Source organism: Streptomyces sp. SID3343 (assembly GCF_009865215.1).
In the GTDB taxonomy this organism is placed as follows: Bacteria; Actinomycetota; Actinomycetes; order Streptomycetales; family Streptomycetaceae; genus Embleya.
Genome location: NZ_WWJX01001409.1, coordinates 1 through 345, shown reverse-complemented (window position 1 = coordinate 345; position 345 = coordinate 1). Strand labels below are relative to the sequence as shown.

General features: G+C 77.4%; 1 pseudogene. It reads left to right on the top strand.

The window, feature by feature from the left end:
- Positions 1 to 345, top strand: a pseudogene (locus GT354_RS44645) (kinase); the annotation flags it as partial.

The window sequence follows — 345 nt, the reverse complement described above, 5'->3', positions numbered from 1 at the left end:
GCATGCCGTCGGCGCGTCGGGTGCGGGACCTGGTCCGGTTGTACCGGCGCCTGCACGTCGACCATCCGGACGCCGGCCGCCGGACCGGGCTCGTGCGGCTCGCGTTCGCCGCCGACCTGGGCGTGCTGCACGCGGTCGCCGGCGCCGCGTTGGCCGATCGCCACGATCCGGAGGCCGTCGAGGCGCGCGAGCAGGTCGCCTGGTCGGCGCTGCACGCCGAGGAGGCCGGGCTGCTCGTGGAAGCGCCGCTGGAGCCGCTGCGGGCGGGTCTGCGCGACGCGCTCGCCGGCCTCGATCCGGTCGCCGCCGACCGGTGTTGGGCCGAGGCGCGTGAAGGCTTTGCGA